General features: G+C 59.9%; 15 protein-coding genes. 3 read left to right on the top strand and 12 right to left on the bottom strand.

Annotated features, from left to right (window positions below):
* Positions 1 to 13 precede the first annotated feature (13 nt).
* The 4 genes from FOI68_RS01785 to prsW all read right to left on the bottom strand — a co-directional run bounded on the left by FOI68_RS01785 (position 14) and on the right by prsW (position 3,443).
* On the bottom strand, positions 14 to 697 hold the full coding sequence (locus tag FOI68_RS01785) for a flagellar brake protein (protein ID WP_143862152.1): 684 nt from the start codon (positions 695 to 697) through the stop codon (positions 14 to 16).
* A 116-nt stretch (positions 698 to 813) separates the two neighbouring features.
* Positions 814 to 2,178 carry a germination protein YpeB gene (ypeB, locus tag FOI68_RS01780; RefSeq protein WP_029099575.1) on the bottom strand — a complete coding sequence of 455 codons (1,365 nt, stop codon included), beginning with the start codon at positions 2,176 to 2,178 and terminating at the stop codon, positions 814 to 816.
* A 407-nt stretch (positions 2,179 to 2,585) separates the two neighbouring features.
* Complete coding sequence (locus FOI68_RS23225; protein WP_185973847.1) at positions 2,586 to 2,747, bottom strand: hypothetical protein; 162 nt, start codon at positions 2,745 to 2,747, stop codon at positions 2,586 to 2,588.
* 21 nt (positions 2,748 to 2,768) lie between these two features.
* On the bottom strand, positions 2,769 to 3,443 hold the full coding sequence (prsW, locus tag FOI68_RS01775) for a glutamic-type intramembrane protease PrsW (RefSeq protein ID WP_143862151.1): 675 nt from the start codon (positions 3,441 to 3,443) through the stop codon (positions 2,769 to 2,771).
* An 86-nt stretch (positions 3,444 to 3,529) separates the two neighbouring features.
* Between prsW and FOI68_RS01770 the strand changes: the two genes are divergently transcribed.
* The gene (locus FOI68_RS01770) at positions 3,530 to 4,498 is read left to right on the top strand and encodes an asparaginase (protein ID WP_143862150.1); all 969 of its coding nucleotides are present in this window, start codon (positions 3,530 to 3,532) and stop codon (positions 4,496 to 4,498) included.
* 109 nt (positions 4,499 to 4,607) lie between these two features.
* Here the strand turns inward: FOI68_RS01770 and FOI68_RS01765 are convergent, their stop codons facing one another.
* Positions 4,608 to 5,885 carry a Glu/Leu/Phe/Val family dehydrogenase gene (locus FOI68_RS01765; RefSeq protein WP_029099571.1) on the bottom strand — a complete coding sequence of 426 codons (1,278 nt, stop codon included), beginning with the start codon at positions 5,883 to 5,885 and terminating at the stop codon, positions 4,608 to 4,610.
* A gap of 312 nt (positions 5,886 to 6,197) precedes the next feature.
* On the opposite strand from FOI68_RS01765, the gene FOI68_RS01760 reads away from it, so the two are divergent.
* Positions 6,198 to 6,944: a PIG-L deacetylase family protein gene (locus FOI68_RS01760; protein WP_044898441.1), complete on the top strand. Its 747-nt coding sequence runs from the start codon at positions 6,198 to 6,200 to the stop codon at positions 6,942 to 6,944.
* A 67-nt stretch (positions 6,945 to 7,011) separates the two neighbouring features.
* Here the strand turns inward: FOI68_RS01760 and FOI68_RS01755 are convergent, their stop codons facing one another.
* From FOI68_RS01755 to FOI68_RS01725, 7 genes are all read right to left on the bottom strand, one after another.
* The gene (locus tag FOI68_RS01755) at positions 7,012 to 7,614 is read right to left on the bottom strand and encodes a genetic competence negative regulator (RefSeq protein WP_035297844.1); all 603 of its coding nucleotides are present in this window, start codon (positions 7,612 to 7,614) and stop codon (positions 7,012 to 7,014) included.
* 255 nt (positions 7,615 to 7,869) lie between these two features.
* Positions 7,870 to 8,337: a hypothetical protein gene (locus tag FOI68_RS01750; RefSeq protein WP_143862149.1), complete on the bottom strand. Its 468-nt coding sequence runs from the start codon at positions 8,335 to 8,337 to the stop codon at positions 7,870 to 7,872.
* 107 nt (positions 8,338 to 8,444) lie between these two features.
* A complete protein-coding gene (locus tag FOI68_RS01745; RefSeq protein ID WP_143862148.1) occupies positions 8,445 to 9,350 on the bottom strand; it encodes an NAD(P)/FAD-dependent oxidoreductase in 906 nt (301 codons plus the stop codon).
* A gap of 60 nt (positions 9,351 to 9,410) precedes the next feature.
* Positions 9,411 to 10,301, bottom strand: coding sequence for a LysM peptidoglycan-binding domain-containing protein (locus FOI68_RS01740; RefSeq protein ID WP_143862147.1), 891 nt, complete (start codon positions 10,299 to 10,301; stop codon positions 9,411 to 9,413).
* Positions 10,298 to 10,879 carry a CPBP family intramembrane glutamic endopeptidase gene (locus FOI68_RS01735; protein ID WP_029099565.1) on the bottom strand — a complete coding sequence of 194 codons (582 nt, stop codon included), beginning with the start codon at positions 10,877 to 10,879 and terminating at the stop codon, positions 10,298 to 10,300. The genes FOI68_RS01740 and FOI68_RS01735 overlap by 4 nt, the downstream gene beginning before the upstream one ends.
* Positions 10,876 to 12,447, bottom strand: coding sequence for a RecQ family ATP-dependent DNA helicase (locus FOI68_RS01730; RefSeq protein ID WP_255433310.1), 1,572 nt, complete (start codon positions 12,445 to 12,447; stop codon positions 10,876 to 10,878). Before FOI68_RS01730 ends, FOI68_RS01735 begins: the two co-directional genes overlap by 4 nt.
* Complete coding sequence (locus FOI68_RS01725; RefSeq protein WP_255433309.1) at positions 12,426 to 13,523, bottom strand: YpbB family protein; 1,098 nt, start codon at positions 13,521 to 13,523, stop codon at positions 12,426 to 12,428. Before FOI68_RS01725 ends, FOI68_RS01730 begins: the two co-directional genes overlap by 22 nt.
* A gap of 104 nt (positions 13,524 to 13,627) precedes the next feature.
* Here FOI68_RS01725 and FOI68_RS01720 point away from each other — a divergent pair, with 104 nt between their 5' ends.
* Entirely contained in the window at positions 13,628 to 14,545 is a 918-nt protein-coding gene (locus FOI68_RS01720; protein WP_143862145.1) for a hypothetical protein, read from the top strand.
* The last annotated feature ends 35 nt before the right edge of the window (positions 14,546 to 14,580 follow it).

Raw genomic sequence — 14,580 nt, 5'->3', positions numbered from 1 at the left:
TCCCTCGTTACCGTCAATCGAGTACACCCTTTTTCCGCAAATCAAGCTGCCGTTCGTAACAGGCGCGGACGATTTTGGCCCGGTCCGCTTCGCTGATCTGCACGAACTTCCCGGAGATCCACTGATGCAGCCCCTTTTCCTCCGCGGGATGGCAGCGGACGATTTCCACTTCGGCAAAGGCGTGCTGCACCTGTCCGGTTTTGCCGGGCAGTGACATCCACACCTGCAGCCGGTCTTTTTCCTGCAGCCGGTAGGATGCTGCGCACGTAAACGAGATGCCGCCCCCGCTCAGATCGATGGTCCGCGCGAGAAAATGGTAGCGCCGGATGGGGTCCGTCGTTTTGACGGCAATTTCCACCGCCGTGTTGATGCGCAGGTAATGGCGCCGCTGCGTTCGTTTGACCGCGTTTTTTTCCGGCAGCCTTATCAGCAGGACGGGAATGTTTTCGTTTTGCCTGCCGATTATGACAGTGCGGAACTCATAACGGGTGCCGTCGTCCCCTATGTACCACACGTCGCATTCGGTCCCTGCAGGAAAGGGGCCGGTTCTGCCCGTCTTTTCACTGGTTGGAAGCTCGATGACGACGATTTGCTCCTTCAGATCGGCGACCCGGGTCTTGAACGTCTGGCCCTTTCGCTCTTCGGAAGCGTGGACGAGGCTCAGGCGGAGTGTTTGTCCAATTCGTGGCAGCATCATGTACGGAACGTTCCCCCTTTTCTCCTCTCCTTTTTATTATAACCTGTTTTCTTTGGAAACGGCAAATAGGGAAAGCCGGACGTCCCCGTCTTTCCCTATTCGGCGCCGATGGGGGATTACCCCGCTTCTCCTTCCGCACCGGTGTCCATTTTTACGACCTCTTCCTCATCTCCGGTCAACGCGTTGATGTAAACCGTGTAGGTGCTGTTGTCATACGTCCCGGTGAGTTCCCAGCACAGCACGTCCTTGCCGTCGTTTTTGCTCTCGATCAAGGCCAGGCGCTGTCTCGTCACCTTGACGCCGGGATTCACCTTGGCCCTCGCCTGCTCCTTGGTCACGCGCGGCTCAGGCAGCTTGCGTGGCTTGTGATTGAACAGGTATTCGGTCGCATTGAACGCGATCACGGTGCCGTTGTCCAGCGCCGTTTTGACCGTGACCGCATCGGGGTTGAGGCGCACCCCGTTTTGCTCCGGCACGAAGGTAAAGATGCCGAGCCTGTCATAGCTGTCGCTCTCCGCCACCACCATGTCGCCGAAGCCGTGGGCACGCAAAAACTTGCGCGCGCTTGCCTCCGCTTCGTCCAGGCCGATGCGTTCTTCGCCGACTTCCCGTTCGTTCATCAGCCAGGCGACCTTTCCGCCCCGCTTCGTCACATCCATGTTGATCGGGGCGCCCGCTTTCTTGGAGGTAATCCGGACACTGTAGGCGGAGTACCCTTCGGCCTTGCCGTTTTCGTCCACCTCGACCTTCGCTTCCGCGGGATTCAGTCCCGTAAACGCCAGCGCGATCCGCTTCGCCTCTTCCTTGTCAATCGGCTTGCCGTCGATCCCTTTGATCCGCTGCTGCTTTTTTGTTTCCAGGCTTCGAATACCGACGCCCCAGTCGATCTCGGGGTTCTCTGACATGTTTTTTTCAATCGTGCGGAACCCGTCGATAATCGTATTGTCCGACTTTTTGTCGTCCGAAGCCAGCGCCGTCTCCACGTCCATCCACCGCAGCTGTTTGGTAAACACATTGGCCTGCACGTGGCGAAGCTGGTTTTGGATGTTTTTGGAGTGTTTGTGCAGGTCTTTCAGCGTCTGGTACTCCTTCTTTGTCAGCGGCTCCTTTTCCAGATCTCGCACCGCCACCCTGTACGAAAAGTCGGCGACGCGGGACAAAAACGCTTCCGTGTTGTTGAACGGCATCAAGGTCAGCGGCAGTTGGCCGACGTCGGACTGGGCGGCGTTGGCCAGCCGCCAGACGTTGGTGAGGCAGGGGGTCATCTGCCTGCGGGTGTTGATCACCAGCGATTTGCCCAGTTCGTCATGCAGGTTGTCGATGTGGTAGTTCAGCTCGTGAAAGGCACGCTGATACTGGTTTTCCGCCTTGATCAAAATCGAGTTCTTCTCGTTGTGCTCCTGATAGCCCCACACCCCGGCGCCGACGAGCGCAACCAGGGCGACGGGAAAGAGGACGCGCGCCACTGTTCCGTATACCATTTTTCATCCAATCCTCCCTTCACCAATTCCAGCCGCTCTGCTGGCGGCAAAAGCTGTGCCTGTCAATCCGTTTGACCTGCGGCCCGCTTCCCCCTTCGCTAACGGGGCGCTTTCCGCTTCAGTCCCGCCGGCCTTTCGGAGAAAACCGGCCCCTGCCGCCAGCGCAGGCCCTGTCGCAATCAGCTTCGTTCGCACGGTTTGCATCCCCCTTGGCACGTAATGAAATCTTTGCATAGTGTTAGTGGAGCGAGGGTGGATTATGCATTTCCATGCGGAAAGTTGAAGCGTGTAGAGACAGTAAAAAAGAACCGGCGTTTGCCGGTCCCCGTTGCTTGCGGCAGGGCTTCACCCCGCCGCCGTTCCATATGTTCGCCCCCGCCCGGCGCCGAGGCAAAGGGGCGCCGGGTTCAGGGTTCTTCCTGAATGCTGAAATGCTTGTCGTTGTCGCACAGGCACTGCTTGAAGCCGGTGTCCACTCCGCCGCTGGGGTCTCTGCGGCCGCGAAGGGTGAAGGTTTCTCCGCATACGTTGCAGCGTATCGTCACTTTTGCTCGTTGGCTTTTTGGCACGATGACTCTCCTCCTCACGTCCTAGTGTGGACGGGAGGTGAGCGTTTTAGAACCGAAATCGTGGGCGCGCTGCACTTTTTTCAGGCCCTGCCACCACAGGACCCCCATGAACGGAACGATGAGCAACAGCCAGTGCTGGGTGGCGAGAAAAATGGCGTTGTAGACCGCGTGAAGCCCGATCGGCAGCCCCACCGAGATCCACAGGTACCTGACCTCTTTTCGCGCCTGGCCGGAAAATTTCGCCCGGCCGAGATAGTACCCCATCCAGACGGCAAAGAGCGCATGGCTCGACACGGGCAAAAGCGCGCGCCACAGCGCGATGTCCACCCCGTTGATGACGAGGTAGAACAGGTTTTCCAGCGTGGCGAAGCCCAGCGAGACCGCCACCGCGTACACGATGCCGTCGTACGGCTCGTCAAACTCCACATGCTTGTATGCGGTAAAATAGACGACCATCCATTTGAAAAACTCTTCCACCACCGCGGACTGCACCACGCCGGCGACGAATTCGCTCCGCCAGTTCCACTCCGTCTGCATGATGTACTGCAGCACCATCACCGGGAACACGAGCAGAACGCCAAAAATAAATGTCCGGATGACCATCGAAACGGGCTCCGGCTGAAGATTGTCGCGCAGGTAAAAATAGCTTAAAATGGCAATACCGGGGGCAATGGCCGCTCCGATGACAGCAATCATCTGCGTATTGCTCCTTTACACAATACTAACACTCATCGTACCATGAATACTGCTTGATTGAAAACCCGCTACAGGAGAGACGGCACATGAAAAAGATTCTTGTGATCAATACAGGCGGCACCATCGCCATGTCCGTCGACGCGTCCGAGCGCGTCAAGCCGCTGGACGATCAGGCCGTGGAGAGAATTCTGCCCTTTTTGCAGCGGTATGCGGACGTGACGATGGTCAACTTTTTGAATTTGCCAAGTCCCCACATCACGCCCGCCGTGATGAACCAACTGCGTCTCTTTATCGAACAGGAACTGAACCAACACGGCTACGACGGCGTGGTCGTGACGCACGGGACCGACACCTTGGAAGAAACGGCCTACTTCCTCGACATCACCCTGCCGGTGACGGTACCCGTCGTGGTGACCGGCGCCATGCGAAGCAGCAACGAGCTGGGCGCAGACGGCCCGGTCAACCTGATTTCCTCCGTGCGCGTGGCGGCCGATCCGCAAAGCCGCGACAAGGGGGTTCTGGTCGTGTTTAACGACGAAATCCACGCCGCCCGCCACGTGACCAAAACGCATACCAGCAACGTGGCTACGTTCCAGTCGCCGGCGTACGGCCCGATCGGCACCATCTCCAAAAAAAGCGTCAACTACCACCATGCTCCCCTGGTTCGCGAGCACTATGCGATCGAGCATGCCGATGCCAACGTGCCGCTGATCAAAGCGGTCGCAGGGATGGACCCGAACTGGCTGGGCTTCCTCTTGGAGCAGCCGGTGGACGGCCTGGTGGTGGAGGCGTTCGGCCTGGGCAACCTGCCCCCGGCCGTCGTGCCGGTGCTGCGCCAACTCCTGGACAAAGGCGTGCCGATCGTCCTGGTGTCCCGCTGTTACAACGGCCAGGTGCAGGACGTGTACGACTACGCGGGAGGCGGCCGCCAACTGAAAGAGCTGGGCATCGTCTTTTCCAACGGCCTGAACGGCCAGAAAGCCCGCATCAAGCTGATGGTGGTGCTGCAGCAGACGCGCGATTTCGGCGAACTGCAGCGCTTGTTCGAGCAGTAAACAGCAACTTCCGAAGGCGGTCACCGTTCGGAACGGCACTGCAAGAAAAAACCTCCTTGGTCTGACCAAGGAGGTTTTGTTCATGTCGAATGCGTTTGAACGGATTGCCTTACACCCAGCCGCGGAAGCGGGACGCTTCGGCCATCTTGCGCACGCCCACCATGTAGGCGGCCAGACGCATGTCGACGCGGCGCGTTTGGGCCAGCGAGTACACGTTCTCGAACGCTTTTACCATCACTTTTTCCAGTTTCTCCTGCACTTCTTCTTCGGACCAGTAGTAGCCCTGGTTGTTTTGTACCCACTCGAAGTAGGAGACGGTTACACCGCCGGCGCTTGCCAGTACGTCGGGTACCAGCAGGATGCCGCGTTCGGTGAGGATTTTGGTCGCTTCAAGCGTGGTCGGGCCGTTGGCTGCCTCCACCACGATTTTCGCTTTGATGTTGTGAGCGTTGGCGGCAGTGATCTGGTTTTCGATCGCAGCCGGAACGAGAATGTCGCAATCCAGCTCAAGCAGTTCTTTATTGGTAATCGTATTGGTAAACAACTTGGTAACCGTACCGAACGAATCGCGGCGGTCCAGCAGGTAATCGATGTCCAATCCGTTCGGATCGTACAGGGCACCGTACGCGTCGGAGATGCCGACTACTTTCGCACCCGCATCATGCATGAACTTGGACAGGTAGCTGCCGGCGTTGCCGAAGCCCTGCACGACCACGCGCGCCCCTTTCAAGTCGATGCCGCGGCGTTTGGCCGCTTCGCGGATGCAGATGGTTACACCTTTGGCCGTCGCCGTTTCGCGTCCGTGCGAACCGCCCAGCGCGATCGGCTTGCCCGTGATGAACCCAGGCGAGTCGAACTCGCGGATGCGGCTGTACTCGTCCATCATCCAGGCCATGATTTGAGAGTTGGTGAAGACGTCTGGTGCCGGAATATCTTTCGTCGGTCCCACGATTTGGCTGACCGCACGAACGTAACCGCGGCTGAGGCGCTCCAGCTCGCGGAAAGACATTTCACGAGGATCGCAGATGATTCCGCCTTTCCCGCCGCCGTACGGCAGGTCGACGATGCCGGCTTTCAAACTCATCCAAATAGAAAGCGCTTTAACTTCATCCTCTGTAACGTCCGGGTGGAAACGGATGCCCCCCTTGGTCGGTCCAACTGCGTCGTTGTGCTGGGCACGATAGCCTGTGAACACCTTTACCTCCCCGTTATCCATGCGGACCGGGATGCGTACGGTCAGGACGCGCAGCGGCTCCTTCAGGAGTTCATACATCGATTCCTGGTAACCTAGTTTCTCCAGTGCTTCCTTGATCACCGTCTGGGTAGATTGCAGCAAGTTCATGCTCTCCTGCTTTTGTTCTTTCCCTTGGGTGTTTTCGGTTACCATTTCTTGATTACCCATTACATATTCACCTCAAAATAGTTGTCGGTAAACCCATCGTTTAGTATACACGCTTGTATCAGGGATGAGAAGATGAAAATTCCCATTTGTCTCCGAAAAGGCGTTACAGGCGTTTCTCCTGTCGCGGCGAGGCCCGCATCGTTCCCCGCCAAGAGGCGCATCATATGCGGAGCAGTACGGTTAGCGTGCCCGAAACGAAAGGATATTACCCTGCCGTACACCCGCGCGCATGTCAAATCGTCGGGGGTGTGCGATAATAGACTGCAGAGCAGCACGCTGACAGACGGAGGGGTTGTTATGGAACAAAAACATGTCCTGTTTGTGTTTGCCCATCCGGATGATGAGACGTTCACGTCCGGAGTGACGATTTGCAGGTACGCGCAGCAGCCGGACACAACCATTTCCCTGGTGTGCGCCACCCGCGGAGAGGCAGGCAAGGCGGGAGATCCGCCGCTGTGCACACCTGCCGAACTGCCGCTCTACCGGGAGCGGGAACTGCGTGAGGCGTCGGCGATCCTGGGCATCGACAACCTGCTTTTCCTGGACTACGCCGACAAGCGGCTTTCCTCCGTGCCGACAGACGAACTGATCGGCCGCATCCAGGCCGCCATCGCCACCTATCAGCCGCAGGTCGTGGTGACGTTCGCGCCGCACGGCATCTCCGGCCATCCGGACCACCAGGCCATTTCCGAAGCGACGACGCGGGCCGTCAAGCAGCTTCCCCCCGGCTCTTCGGTGCGCAAGCTGTACCATGTGACGCACGCGTCGGGCGAACACGTCGGTATGTTCGCGCCTCCCTACATGGATCCGTACGAAGCGATCACGACGGAAATCAGCGCGCCGGAGTACGCCCCGCAGGTGGCCCGGGCGCTTGCGGCTCACCGGACCCAGCACATGTCCGTGGAGCGTGTCTTCCCGGGCGTGCTGGCCGGCCGCCTCGAGAACGTCCGCACCGTGAATCACTTCATTCTCGTCTGGCACAACCTCAAGGGGTACGCGCCCGACAGCGCGGGTAAGGAGAGCGACCTGTTCGCCGGGCTGTAAACACAGCAAAAGCACCTAGCAGCAGCTAGGTGCTGTTTTATTGTACAGGAATTGTCTGCAAGACATGTTACCGAAAATGTCTGCAAATCTCCTTGACAGCGTCGTCAGCAACGACAACCTTGCCGTATTCCTCCAGGACGTAAACGGTAGTCGGCGTCGCTTCTCCGTATTCAGAGAGGATCGCAATCAGCTTCTGGTACCGCTCCTGATCCAAATCGAGCTCCTCCAGAACAAGGTAGTATTTGCCCTGGTAAAAATAAGCGGCTCCTCCGTTGGTCAGCATCGCGTTTATGCGATGAGCTGCTTCAACCAGATGCTCAAAGTCGCGGAAGGAATAGATCACGAGTTCACTCTCTTCCAGAGTGACCTCCAGTTCATATACGTCATCATCCTCGTACTCTTCCTCTTCCTTTTCCACCTTTGAGCCTGTTTTGCCGCGCGTTACGATTACGACCATTCCCTGTGCTGGCAAGGCAAACACTTCAACGGCGACAGGCCCGGACACTTCAAAGCCCAGCTCGTGGTAGGCCTGTTCCATCATGTCGTTGAACAGTTCATGTACCTTCGGAATGTCACGCCACATGTCTTCTTTTTCAATTCCTCGCTCCGACAGATCGTCAAACGTTAGGAAGATCCGTATCTTGTCTTGACCAAGGCGTTCAACACGCATGACTGTCCCTCCTCGCCATCCAGTCGTACTACAAAGTATGAACCAGAGCCTGTAAGAGTTCTCCGCATTTTCCGACGAATACCCCACGGCCATCCACCATTTTTCACATCGTCGCGAAAAAGCGGGACTGGCTCTATCATAACATATTTGCGAGCAAGAATATAGCGCTCGGGTCCATCCGCGTGTGCTGAAGGAGGAGCGCTTGGAAATCCTGTCGACCGGACGCGCCGGAACAGCCGATTGTGTAAAGGTCTGTCAGATTCTGCGCTTTCCCGGGAAAGCCTCCGGCAGGGAGGGCTGCTGCGTGCTTTTCGTCAACTCGATGATTTCCGTCTGCAGCGCCCGCCTGCGCAGCATGCGAACCAGCAGGCACAAGAGCGCGGCTCCGCCGAAAACGGCCGTCGGCATCGGCATTTTGACGTACTGAATGTACGCGAGGAAACCAGCGTAAACGCACAACACGGCGTTCAAGCAGCCCCCGCCGGAAAACCCTCGCCGGATGGCTTCGGCCGCATGGGTGCGGATCAGTCCGCCCAACACGATCGACCCCAGCACAAACAACATCGCCGCCAATACCCATTCGACCGGTTTGAACAGCAAGAAGGCAATCCAGTCCCCCTGCCGATCGAGGTGGAGCGGCGTGGAGGGAAACAGCCTGAACGCGCCGTTTCCGCACCACCATGCCAGCAGGCCCAGCAGCAAATCTCTTATGTAGGCGGTCATCTCGCTTTTGTCCCTCCGCACTGCCCTGATTCTATCAAAGCATACGGACGACCGCGTTCGCTTGTGCCTGATCACAAAAGAAAAAAGGCGATCCGTCCCGTGAGCAGCTATTCGCCGGTTTCCTGCAGGCGCTTGTGGATCCAGATCGCGGCCTGCGCCCCATCTCCCATCGCGATCGCCACCTGCTGGGAATGGGGAATAACGTCGCCCACGGCCCAGATGTTCCGGTGGTCGGTTTCCTTGGTTCGGGGATCGACCAGGACGTGCCCCTTTTCGTTGAAGCGGACCGAAAACGGACGCAGCAGGTCGGTATTGACGCGCGCGCCGGGAAAAGCGAGAAAGGCCCGGCAGACGGACATCGTGTCGCCGCCGGACAAGACCAGGCCGGTAAGCATTCCGTTTTGGTGTTCAAACCGCTCCACCCGTTCGTTGAGCACGTCGAGCGACAGCGATTGGAATGTCTCGCCCTCCCGCGGCCCGATCGGCGATCCGGCGTGGTTTATCACCGTCAGGCGGTCGGTGTAGTAACGGAGCTGGACGGCCATGTCCGCCGCTTGAGGAGCGGCTCCGATGACCGCCGTCGCCTGGCCGACCGTCTCGTACCCGTCGCAGTCAGGGCAGATGAAGACCGATTTTCCGAGGCACGCGCCGATTCCCGGAATGTCCGGGAACGGGTCGCTGATCCCGGCTGCCAGCGCCACCGTACGCCCCTGGAGATGGGAACCGGCAACACGGAGCCGGGCGGAAAAGAGTCCGTCGCGTTCGGAGAGCTCCGACACTTCGTCGGAAAACAGTTGAACACCCAGACGGACAGCATGTGTTCGTCCGGCATCGCGCAGCGCTTTTCCGCTGACGCCGTCGGGAAACCCGAGGATGTTTCGGTACGCCTTGGCCGCAGTTGACCTGCCTCCGTTGGCGTCCACCACGGCGACTTTTCGCAGGCATCGGGAAAGCTGAATCGCCGTCTGCAAGCCGGCAATTCCTCCGCCAATGATAATCGAGTCAAAGACCATGCCATCGCCCCCTGCCGCCTGTCGGTTTTCCTTTAGGATGTCCGTTTGACTGCCGGCTCATCACGGCGACAGGGGAATGGTCAATACGTCTCCCGCTTTCAACTGGGCCTCCGGGCTGAGCCCGTTGTACCCCGCGATCCGGGTGACCCCTCCGTTGTTTCCGTAGTAGAGGCGGGACAGCTTGTACAGCGTGTCCCCCTTTTGCACGACGTGGCGCTTTACCTTGGGCACCGGCTTGGCGGCTGGGACCGCGCCGGAAGACGACACCGGCTGAGAGGAGGCGGGGGTGGTGGCGCCGTTTGTGTTTCCTGCGGCCGGCTTCTCCGCCGGCACGTTCGGACGCGGCGCAGCCCCTGCGCTCGGTTTCTCCGCCGGCACGTTCGGACGCGGCGCTGCCCCTGCGGCCAGCTTCTCCGCCGGCACGTTCGGACGCGGTGCTGCCCCTGCGGTCGGCTTCTCCGCCGGCACGTTCGGACGCGGCGCTGCCCCTGCGGTCGGCTTCTCTGCCGCCGCGCCCGCGACTGCCTTCGCTCCCGTGCTCGACGATCCATCAGGCAGCGAACCGCTGCTCGCGATTTTCGTGGTGGCCGCTGCCCGTTGTCCCTCGCCGCCGCCGACAGTGGTGGAGCCGGCTGGTAGAGTAGGCGGAGCCGCCGAACCGTCCGCATGGGCGAAATCAGACGCATGCCCGTCTGCGGCTCGCTCTTCCTGCGCTGTCTCGTTCTTGCCGAGGTGGGCCGTCACCGACTGTGTTTGGTGGGCCTGGTACAGTTCCACGACGACCAGCGTGAGAAACAGCGTGCCGAAAACGGCCAGGCCGGAGCCAAGAACGGTTTTGTACGACAGCCGCGCCCGTTTGTGGCGCAACCGCCGCGGCGGCAGTTCGTGCACTGACACTTCCGCCCGCACCCGGACCGTCTCCGGCTTCCGTTTGCTTCTCCCCTTTGTCACTCCTGATTCCTCCTCTCGCTTGCGAATCCGTATTGAATGTAGAGAGCCAGCAGCAAATCAATCACCATGTGGGCCAGCATCGGCGTGACGAGCTGCCCGCCGGTTTCAAACAGCCAGCCCAGGAGCCAGCTTGTGCAAAAGACGCTGACGGCAAGCAGCGGCTTCTGCAGGTACCGGACGTGGACCAGGGTAAACACCAGACTTGTCCATCCATTGCCGATGAGCGGAAGCAGCACGCCGCGAAACAGCCATTCTTCCCCGATCCCGATCGCCGCGCACAGCAAGGCGGTGGTCCCAAAGGGAAGGCCGAGGAAAATCCGCTCGTTGATGTCGCCGTCATCCTGCCAGCGGCGCGGCAGATAACGGTCCATCAGGATGCTGGCCAGGACGACGGCGAGCGCGACGGCTCCTGCACGCGTCAGATCCGGCAGGGACGGCAGCGCAAACAGCGACAGGGTCCCTTCCCATCCGTGCACCAATCCGCTGCCGATTGCGGCCACCGCCAGCACGATGAACTGGGTCAGCCACAGGTTGAGCCTCAGAGCGGCCGGATCGAGTTCTTCCCATCGACGCTTCACGGCCCCTTCCCTCCCTTACGATTCGGCAGCAGCCGTGCCAACGCCTCCCGCAAATTCCAGATCGTGTCCCTCTGGGACGGAGGAGCCGCGGGTGTATCCTCCAGATAGGGGGACCGTTCCAGGCCGCAGCGGGAGCAGCATGCCAGGGAATAGGATTGATCCTCCTCGCCAAAGTACCGGTTCAGCTCGCGGCGCAAACAGCCGCTTCCCTCCAGCCAGCGCAGCATGTCCGACAGCTTCTGCCGCTTTTGCCGCCTGGTCCGTTCCGTGGCCTGCCAAATCCGCTGCACCTGGAGCGCTTCGCCGTCCGGCGGCGCATCGGCCAGGACGTAGCGGTACTGTTCGCGCGTGACGGCCACTTCCTTCAAGAGGCCGCTCTGTTCCGCGTAAAAGAACAGCAGGCGGGCCATGTCCTCGCCGATCTCCGCTGCGGCGAGCATCTCTACAGGCAGCGAACCGTCCCCGTTCAGCAGGCGAAGAAAGCGGGCCACCTCTTCTTCGGTCGGGTACTCGTTTTCCAGCATGTGCGCGTGGATGTGCAGATCCTCCGCCACATAATACAGCGCAGCATAACCGGGGGCCCCGTCCCTGCCGACCCGTCCGATTTCCTGGGCGTAGGCTTCCAGGCTGGCGGGAAAGTGGTAGTGGATCACGTAGCGGATATCGGCCTTGTCGATTCCCATGCCAAACGCGTTGGTCGCCACGATCACATCCAGTTCGCCGCGCAAAAACTGCGTCTGAACCAGCATCCGTTCCATGCTGTTCATGCCGCCGTGATACGCGTGCACCCGTTTTTTTCCGTCCAACTGGTAAGCGGCGGCGAGCGCCTCCACAGCCTGCCGCGTGCTGCAGTAGACGATGCCCGGCCCGCGCAGGCTGTCCATCGCGGCCATCACCTTCGCCCGGCGCTCGGCTTCGCTGTCGGCGGCGATCACGTCGATCGCAATATTGGCCCGGTTGAGCGGAAGCGCCACGACGTCCTCCGGTTCAATCTTCAGGAGGCGGCATATCTCCTCCCGCACCGCTGTTGTGGCGGTGGCGGTTACGGCCAGTACCGGCGGACGGCCGAGCTTCTCAATCACGTCAGGCAGTCGCAGATAGTCGGTGCGGAAATCATGCCCCCACTGGGAGATGCAGTGGGCTTCGTCGATGGCGACCAGCGAGACACCTACGCGGCGCAGCGTCTCCTGCACGGCCGACTGCTGCAGCTTTTCCGGAGACACGTAGAGCAGTTTGCAGGCGCCGCTGCCGATGTCCCGCATGATTTGCCGGGCATCTGCCGGATCCAGGGTGCTGTTCAGGTAGGCGGCGGGAATTTTCCGGCTGGCGCGAAGCTGCTGAACCTGGTCCACCATCAAGGAAATCAGCGGAGAGACCACGACGACCACTCCCGGCAAGAGGAGCGCGGGCAGTTGGTAGGTCAGCGACTTTCCACCGCCCGTCGCCAAGAGGCCGAGGACGTTTTTTCCCTGCAGCAGGCGGGAAATAATCTCCCGCTGGCCAGGCCGAAACGCGTCGTAGCCAAAGTGGCGGCGCAGCGCTTCGGTCAGCAGATCCCCGTTTGCCACGTCGTTTTCCCTCCTTTCCGCCGCGCCAGCGCCAGGCGGATTTGCAGATAGGAGACGTCGGGCCCCAGATGGTCCTTCACGACGCGCAGCCGGCTCGTGCCCAACTGTTCACAGGCCTGGACGATCCTCTCTGCCAACGCGGGCGGCAGAAAACGCGAGCAGTCCCACTCGGGGCAGCGCAGGGCGATTTCCGCCAGGTGATCCTCCACCGTACTGGGTTTGATCCTTCGCCTGCGGGCAATCTCCTCGACCGAGAATCCTTGTCTCAGGAGCGCGTACGTCTGCTCGGCGCTTTCGCTCAGCCGCCGTTCCCTTCCGCCGGACGGACCGGCAAGCTCGGCCAGCAGCGGAAACCGTCCGCTATCACTTCGCAGCGCTTCCATGGCCCGCGCCAGCCCGTAACGAAACTGAAGCTGTATGTACGAAGGGGCTTCCCGCCTGTGCAGCGCCAGTTGGGTCAAGGTTTGCCCGGACTGGGCTGCACCGGAAAAGCGGGCGATGACCACTTCCTGGACAGAGGCGGGAAGCGGCTCCAGCAGGCGGTACAGCTCGTCGGCCAGATGTTCCTGCCAGCGTTCCCGCTGCTCCGGTCTTGCCAGACGCTGCTTCACCCACTGCTGCACCTGCTTGTCCTGTACGACGGGCTGAAAGGACAGGTCGTTTGCCAGCAGGTGGGAGACGGTCTGGACGAGCAGGTGCAGACGGCGCCAAAACAGGTCCAGCGGTTCAGCCGCCTCGGTCCCGGCAAACGGCTGGAACCAGAATCCCAACCGGTACTTCTCCCGTCCGGCTGCGGCGTACGTCTCCCCCGCTTCCGTCATGCCAAAGGACGGCTTGCGTCCTTCCCCCGGAGCGGGCAGCAGGCGGATCAAGCCCTGCTGAAGCAGAGCTGCAACAATTTTATCCCAATCCTCTTTCAAAAGGCGGGGAATCATCCGATAATACGGATAAAGGGCGAACAAATGCACATCCTGCAGCGTCTGGTTGGTCTTGCGGCCGCGCAGGATGTAGTACAGCGCTTGGATGGTCCGTTCTCCCGCCAGCGGACGCAATCCGTTGAGCGTGACAGACTGCATGAAATCATGCTCCAGTTCGGTTATGGTTGGACTGCTCATGGGTACTCGTTTTTTCACTCCCCAAACACACACTTACTATCGTACAAAGGATACTGGAGGATTGTATGAACAAGCGATTGACCAAGTCTGAATTTCTGGTTGCGTACATGATCATCATAACACTTGCCTGCTTTGTTGGCGGATTTTTTTTCGGCGCCCGGTACATGAAAGCAGCGATTGAGGAACAGCAGGCCGCGGCTGCGGAGGCGCAGAAACAGGCGCAGGAGCAGGAGAAGATGCTGCGGGAACAAAAGCTGTACAGCGAGCAGGACTTTATCCGTTTTCATTACGCCGTATACGCGCCGCTGCTGGAACTGAAGCAGGCCCACTTTGACAAGATGGCGGACTGGAGCCGCATGGACAAACAGCAGCGGACCGATTCGCTGAACCAGTTGGCGGAGACGGCCAAAGAGACGATCAAGCAGTTGGAGAAACCGGTGCCGCTCGCTACCGCCCCCCTGTTGATCCAGTCCCAGAGCATCTTCCGGGACGGCGTCCGGGCTTATTTGGATAGTATGGAGCAGTTGCTTTCCGATCAGAATAGTAATGCCCTCGGGCCCGACGAGATCGCTTCCCGCCTCACCTTGTCCCAAAACAGTTGGCTGAAGGGACAGGAGCTGGTCTACCAGGCGCTGGCCGCGTGGGAGTCGTCGTATGTCACCAAACAGCCGATGCCGAAAGCGCCGCCGATGACGGTCAGCATCGCCCAGTGGAAGCAGTACCCGTTCCACTACCGTACGTACCTGGCCGCAGCCGCGCTGACCCATCATCAAAAATGGACGGCGTACAACCCGGAAGATCTGACGGCCCGGCTGGACATGCTGGTGTCGTCGAATGAGTGGCAGAGCCTCGGAATTCGTGACGTGGATGCGGCCATCCGGCTGTTGACCGCCACCGGCGCGGTGCACGACGGCGATTTCAAGCAGCTTCAGATCAAACTGTACCCGGCTGTGAAGACGCCGGAACTTCCCATATTTCGATAGGCGTCTATTTTTAGATGCGATTCATTCTTGAAATC

The sequence above is a fragment of the Brevibacillus sp. LEMMJ03 genome (assembly GCF_007197875.1).
Classification (GTDB): domain Bacteria; phylum Bacillota; class Bacilli; order Brevibacillales; family Brevibacillaceae; genus Brevibacillus; species Brevibacillus thermoruber.
Note: the sequence above shows the minus strand (reverse complement) of the source record. Positions and strands in the feature narration are given on the sequence as shown.

Bases quoted from the DNA above. Each gene is read 5' to 3' on its own strand.
- FOI68_RS01785 (WP_143862152.1), bottom strand. From the start codon at position 697: ATGATGCTGCCACGAATTGGACAAACACTCCGCCTGAGCCTCGTCCAC.
- ypeB (WP_029099575.1), bottom strand. From the start codon at position 2,178: ATGGTATACGGAACAGTGGCGCGCGTCCTCTTTCCCGTCGCCCTGGTT.
- prsW (WP_143862151.1), bottom strand. From the start codon at position 3,443: ATGATTGCTGTCATCGGAGCGGCCATTGCCCCCGGTATTGCCATTTTA.
- FOI68_RS01770 (WP_143862150.1), top strand. From the start codon at position 3,530: ATGAAAAAGATTCTTGTGATCAATACAGGCGGCACCATCGCCATGTCC.
- FOI68_RS01765 (WP_029099571.1), bottom strand. From the start codon at position 5,885: ATGGTAACCGAAAACACCCAAGGGAAAGAACAAAAGCAGGAGAGCATG.
- FOI68_RS01760 (WP_044898441.1), top strand. From the start codon at position 6,198: ATGGAACAAAAACATGTCCTGTTTGTGTTTGCCCATCCGGATGATGAG.
- FOI68_RS01755 (WP_035297844.1), bottom strand. From the start codon at position 7,614: ATGCGTGTTGAACGCCTTGGTCAAGACAAGATACGGATCTTCCTAACG.
- FOI68_RS01750 (WP_143862149.1), bottom strand. From the start codon at position 8,337: ATGACCGCCTACATAAGAGATTTGCTGCTGGGCCTGCTGGCATGGTGG.
- FOI68_RS01745 (WP_143862148.1), bottom strand. From the start codon at position 9,350: ATGGTCTTTGACTCGATTATCATTGGCGGAGGAATTGCCGGCTTGCAG.
- FOI68_RS01725 (WP_255433309.1), bottom strand. From the start codon at position 13,523: ATGCAGTCTGTCACGCTCAACGGATTGCGTCCGCTGGCGGGAGAACGG.
- FOI68_RS01720 (WP_143862145.1), top strand. From the start codon at position 13,628: ATGAACAAGCGATTGACCAAGTCTGAATTTCTGGTTGCGTACATGATC.